Origin of the sequence: Amycolatopsis echigonensis (assembly GCF_014174495.1) — a bacterium.
Taxonomy (GTDB): domain Bacteria; phylum Actinomycetota; class Actinomycetes; order Mycobacteriales; family Pseudonocardiaceae; genus Amycolatopsis; species Amycolatopsis echigonensis.
Window position 1 is genome coordinate 1 of the sequence record NZ_JACJHR010000178.1, and the last position, 5573, is coordinate 5573.

Here is a 5573-nt window from a genome sequence, read left to right on the forward strand (position 1 = left end):
CATGACCGAAGAATAATATAAAATATTATCAACCTGAGGAGGAGGTGCGCGATGGCGGTTCCCCCACCAACCCCCACCACCGGTCCCGCACCGGGAGAAACACGGACGTTTCAGGCCGTCCGAGGTTGCGAGAAACCCCGGTGCGGGGGATCTTCGCCACGGTCCCCCCACCCGCCCCCCACCTGGACCCACCTCCGTGACCTGCGCAAACGTGCCACCCGACGGAGTGGCACGCCCGCGGGACTCGTTGACTGTGGTGAAAAGTGGGGTACGGTGGTGCTCAGTGGGGCGGAAGGGAGCCCCCGAGCCGGAACCGGGCGGGGAGCCAACCGGATCCGGTAGGGAGGTGGAGGCCGGTGTTCCTCGGCACCCACACCCCGAAGCTGGACGACAAAGGGCGGCTGACGCTGCCCGCGAAGTTCCGCGAAGCCTTGGCCGGCGGGCTGATGGTCACCAAGGGGCAGGACCACTGCCTCTTCGTCTTCCCCCGTGCCGAGTTCGAGCAGATGGCCAGGAAGGTCGCCGAAGCCCCGTTCACGAACGAGGCGGTGCGGGCCTACCAGCGCTACCTGTTCGCCGGGACCGACGAGCAACGTCCGGACGGGCAAGGGCGCGTAGCCATCGCGCCGGAGCTGCGCCGGTACGCGGGGCTCAACAAGGAGTGCGTGGTGATCGGCGCGATCACCCGGCTCGAGATCTGGGACGCCCAGGCGTGGCAGGGCTACCTGGACGAACACGAGGACAGCTACGCACAGGCTCGGGAGGAAGTACTGCCGGGCGTCTTCTAGGAGGCGCCCCGGGCGGACCTGCGTCGTCGGGGGACGCGGGTACGCCGTTCGACGCGGATGCCGTGAGGCCTCTGTCCGCTCTTTGACCCTGGCGCACCTTCCCCGGTGCCAGGTCAGCAAGCGGGCGGGCAGGGACCTGACGGCATCCGCCGCATCTTCCCCGGTACGCACGCGGCAGAAAGGGGGAAGACATGTCGGACGCAGCCGAGCACGTTCCGGTGCTGCTGGACCGCATCGTCGAGCTGTTCGCCCCCGCGCTGGCCGACCGCGACGCCGTCCTGGTCGACGCGACCGTCGGCCTCGGCGGCCACTCCGACGCGCTGCTCGCCGCGTTTCCCCGGCTCCGGCTGATCGGGCTGGACCGCGATCCCGCCGCGCTCGAGCGCTCCGCGGAGCGGCTCGCGCGGCACGGCGACCGCGTCGACCTGGTCCACACTGTCTACGACGGACTTCCCGAGGCGGTGTCCGGACTGGGTCTGTCTACAGTGGACGGAATCCTGTTCGACCTCGGGGTCTCGTCGATGCAGCTCGACCGCACCGAACGCGGTTTCGCCTATTCGCAGGACGCGCCGCTGGACATGCGGATGGACCCGACCACCGGGTTCACCGCGGCCGACGTGCTCAACACCTACGCGCCCGGCGAGCTGATCCGGATCCTGCGCGACTACGGCGAGGAACGCTTCGCGCAGCGGATCGTCCGCGCCGTGGTGGCGGAACGGGAGAAGGAACCGTTCACCCGCAGCGGCCGGCTGGTGGAACTGCTCTACTCCGCGGTTCCGGCGGCGAGCAGGCGCACCGGAGGGCATCCGGCGAAGCGCACCTTCCAGGCGCTGCGGATCGAGGTCAACGGCGAGCTGGAAGTGCTGCGCCGGGCGCTGCCCGCGGCGCTGGGCACGCTGGCGATGGGCGGCCGGATCGTCGTCGAGTCCTATCAGTCCCTCGAGGACCGGCTGGTCAAGCAGGCGCTCGCGGAACGGGCGAAATCCCGGACGCCGGAAGGCCTTCCGGTCGAGCTGCCCGGGCACGGGCCGGAACTGAAGCTCCTCACCCGGGGAGCGGAGAAGGCCGGCGAGAGCGAGATCGAGCAGAACCCGCGGGCCGCCTCGGTGCGGCTGCGCGCAGCACAACGGATCGGAGAGCCGCGATGACCGCGCCTACGAAGTCCCGCCGCTCGTCGTCGACCGCTGCGGAGCGGGCACCGCGGAACACCGTCACCGAGACGGAGGCCCCGGCGCGGAGGCGCACGACAGCAGCGGAGCGCGCATACGCCCGGCGGGCGCAGCGGGCCGACCTGCTGCGCCAGCGCGCGCCGAAAAAGCCTGTCGCGGAACCGGAAACCGTCGAGACGAAGACCGTGCGCACGCCGTTCAAGCTGCGCTGGCCGCGGTCGCGAGCGTCGTTCGTGCTCGTGATGATGGGGCTGCTGGCGGTCGGGGTCGCCGCGACGCTGTGGTTCACCACGCAGGCGATCGCCGATTCGTACCGGCTCGAAAAGCTGCGCACGGACAGCGCTTCGCTCATGGAGACCAAGGACCGGCTGGAGCGCGAGGTCGCGAAGGCTCAGTCCCCGGCGTCTCTCGCGCCCGCGGCCAAGCAGCTGGGCATGGTGCCCGGCGGCGACCCGGCGCGCATCGTCGTCGGCAAGGACGGCAAGACGACCGTCGTCGGCGAACCGAAGAAGGCCCAGCCGGACGAGCAGGACGCGGCCACGCCCCCGGCGCAGCCGGCCGCTCCTTCGGAGGGCGGCATCGAAGGCGACCTGTCGGGCACGCCGGCGGGGACCGCGGGAGGGCAGTGATGGCGGCAGGCGGCAACAGCCGTTCCCGGGCGGCGGGCAGCGCGCGGCGGACCTACGCCGCGGGCACCCGCCGCGCGGTCGCGAAACGGGGCAACGGCGGACAGCGCAGCCGGTTTTCCGCGGTGCGCATCATGCTCGTCGTGCTGATGGTGGTGGCGGGCGCGAAACTGGTGCAGGTGCAGTGGTTCGAGGCCCCCACGCTCTCCGCGGCGGCCGAACGGCAGCGCACCCTCACCATCGACATCCCGGCGCAGCGCGGGTCCATTGTGGACCGCAACGGGGCGAAACTGGCGTTCAGCGTCGAAACCCGCACGCTGTCGGTGAACCTCCGCGCGCTGCACAAGTCGATGGACGAGTACGCGAAGAAGTACCCGGACAAGGGCCGCAACTTCGAAACCGAGGTCGCCGGCGCGGCGAAGCTGATCGCGCAGAAGCTCCCGCACCTGACCACCGAGGCGGAACAGCTCGCGCTGCTGCACAAACAGCAGTCCTTCACCTACCTCGTCGACAACGTCGAGCCTTCGGTGGCCGACCAGATCGTCAAGAAGTACGCGTGGATCAGCGTGGAGAAGCGCGCCAAGCGCGAGTACCCGGGCGACACGCTCGCCTCGAACATCGTCGGGCTGGCGAACTGGCGGATGGACGACCCCGACGTGTCGAAGCACAATCTGCACGGCGTGATCGGGCTGGAGAAATCGCGCGACGCGGACCTGGCGGGCACGCCCGGCCGCGAGATCGTGAACACCCAGAACGGCAACGACAACCTGTACCTGCCGGGCACCGAGCACGTGCTCACCGCCGCCGTCCCGGGCTCCGATCTCCAGCTGACCATAGATTCCGACCTGCAGTTCGAACTGCAGCGCCAGCTGAGCGACTACGTCTCGAAGGCGAACGCCAAGGGCGGCCAGGCGGTCATCATGGACGCGAAGACGGCCGAGGTGTACGCGCTGGCCGACGCCAGCACGTTCAATCCCAACGACCCGTCCACGATCCAGCCGGACCTGCTCAACAACCGTCCGGTCACCACGCCCTACGAACCCGGTTCGGTGAACAAGGTGATCACCGCGACCGCGGCGATCGACGACAAGATCGCCACGCCGACCTCGACGCTCGAGGTGCCGGGCTCGATCAAGATCGCCGACCGGACGGTGCACGACGCGTGGCCGCACGGCACGCAGACGTTCACCACGACCGGCGTGTTCGCGAAGTCCTCCAACGTCGGCACGCTGGAACTCGCCCAGCAGGTCGGCCCGGACCGCTATCTCGAACTGCTGAAGAAGTTCGGCATCGGGCAGAAGACCGGCATCGGCCTCCCCGGCGAGAGCTCCGGCTACGTGCCGCCGCGCAAGGACTGGTCCGCGTCCACGTTCGGCAACCTGCCGATCGGGCAGGGCCTTTCGATGACCGTGGTGCAGATGGCCGGGATGTACCAGGCGATCGCGAACGACGGCCTGCGCGTCGAACCGCGGATCGTGAAGGCGAAGAAGAACCCGGACGGCACCGTGACGCCGGAAGCACCGCCGAAGACCGAGCAAGTGGTGAGCCCGGAAACCGCGAAGACGGTGCGGGACATGCTGCGCTCGGTGGTGCAGAACGCCAAGAGCCCGAACGCGGGCACCGCGCCCTCGGCCGCGCTGGAGGGCTACCAGATCTCCGGCAAGACCGGCACCGGCCAGCAGATCGACCCGCGCACGAAGGCGTACAGCTCGAGCCTGGCGAACATCACCTTCGCCGGCATCCTGCCCGCCGACCACCCGCGGTTCGTCGTCGGCATCCGGCTCGACGCGCCGGACACCACGCTGCCGTCGGGATTCGGGCACTCGGCGGGTCCGCTGTTCCACTCCATCGCGTCGTACCTGAGCCAGCGGTACCAGATCCCGCTCTCGGACGGCCCGGCCCCGATCGTCCCGCTGGTCCTGCCCTGACCTGGCCGGTTGGCCCGGAGTTGCCGGGCAGTTGCTGAGCTGAGCCGATGTCCCGGACGAAGCGTCCGGGACATCGGCTTGCTGCCTGGCGCTGGCGCGCCACTCGCAGCGAGAAGTTCACGGTCTCCTCTGTCCCCGTGCGGGATGATCACTCGTCTGCGCGAGAAACCTCCATTCCGGTCACTGTCCGCTGTGTCCTGGTTGCGATATATGAGGGAATGCCGAGGTATGTGCTTGTCCGCGAAATCTCATGATCGCTGGGGTGGGAATCAAGAAAATTCCCCTGGTCAGTGCTGATTGCAGGGCGGTCCGCGCCTGCGAAGAAATCTCGTGGCACGGTTCGGAATTGTTTCCTGCGGTTCTGGTGTCGCATTGTGAATGGGTATTGGCGATGGGGTGAAATCTATTTCTTGAGAGGGTGCAATGAGGGTAAAGACGGGTGTGCTGCGGCAACTGTCGCAGCGGTGGCGTTGACCAGGGTCTTCGGCGGCGGAGCAGCGACGGGTGCTGGGCAGTCGCGACCGGCGGCGGTCTCTCAGGCGAAACCGTCGGGTCCGGTGGCGCTTCTCAGTACTGTCACGGTCAATGCCGACGGTGTTCGATACCGGGCCTGTCCGGAGACCTGTCCGGCACTGGGGGAGGTCAATAGAGGCCAGAAGTTCGACGTGTTTCGTTCCGGTGGTCCCGACTTGACGTGGCCAACGGGAATCTGTGGGGCGGCCCGTCGAGTGTGTGGATCCGGTGGGATTTCCTGAGTTAGCGCGCTGATTCTTCGGTCGAGCAGCGAGGCGGTGGGCCGCGCGGTTTTCTTCGGCCCTCCGTCCTGGGATGACACCACAGCGGCACTCGCCGCACCTGCTCGCGGAAACCCTTGCCCGACTCTGAGCCCATCACAGAGGAGGTCAGAGTTCTTTGGATCTCTCGAAGTCGCGTCCCGAAGAACGCGATGGCGGCCGCGCTCTGAGTCCACACGCGACTGAACCTCGACAGCCTCGCCCTGGCAGCACGTTCGTGGCGGGTGCGGTAAACAGCCCAGGCCGTCGCTTTCCCTTTTTCGGCGTC

4 protein-coding genes are annotated in these 5573 nt (G+C 68.4%); all 4 read left to right on the plus strand.

The genetic code is table 11. From position 1 onward, the window contains the following. Positions 1–356: 356 nt before the first annotated feature. The 4 genes from mraZ (at position 357) to H5411_RS45790 (ending at position 4511) form a co-directional block, all read left to right on the plus strand. Entirely contained in the window at positions 357–788 is a 432-nt protein-coding gene (mraZ, locus tag H5411_RS45775) for a division/cell wall cluster transcriptional repressor MraZ (protein WP_009080393.1), read from the plus strand. A 191-nt stretch (positions 789–979) separates the two neighbouring features. Continuing rightward, complete coding sequence (gene rsmH, locus H5411_RS45780) at positions 980–1936, plus strand: 16S rRNA (cytosine(1402)-N(4))-methyltransferase RsmH (RefSeq protein ID WP_183127938.1); 957 nt, start codon at positions 980–982, stop codon at positions 1934–1936. Next, positions 1933–2586, plus strand: a complete 654-nt coding sequence (gene ftsL, locus H5411_RS45785; protein ID WP_101439094.1) for a cell division protein FtsL — start codon at positions 1933–1935, stop codon at positions 2584–2586. Before rsmH ends, ftsL begins: the two co-directional genes overlap by 4 nt. Further along, positions 2586–4511 carry a peptidoglycan D,D-transpeptidase FtsI family protein gene (locus H5411_RS45790; RefSeq protein WP_101439095.1) on the plus strand — a complete coding sequence of 642 codons (1926 nt, stop codon included), beginning with the start codon at positions 2586–2588 and terminating at the stop codon, positions 4509–4511. Before ftsL ends, H5411_RS45790 begins: the two co-directional genes overlap by 1 nt. Positions 4512–5573: the final 1062 nt, after the last annotated feature.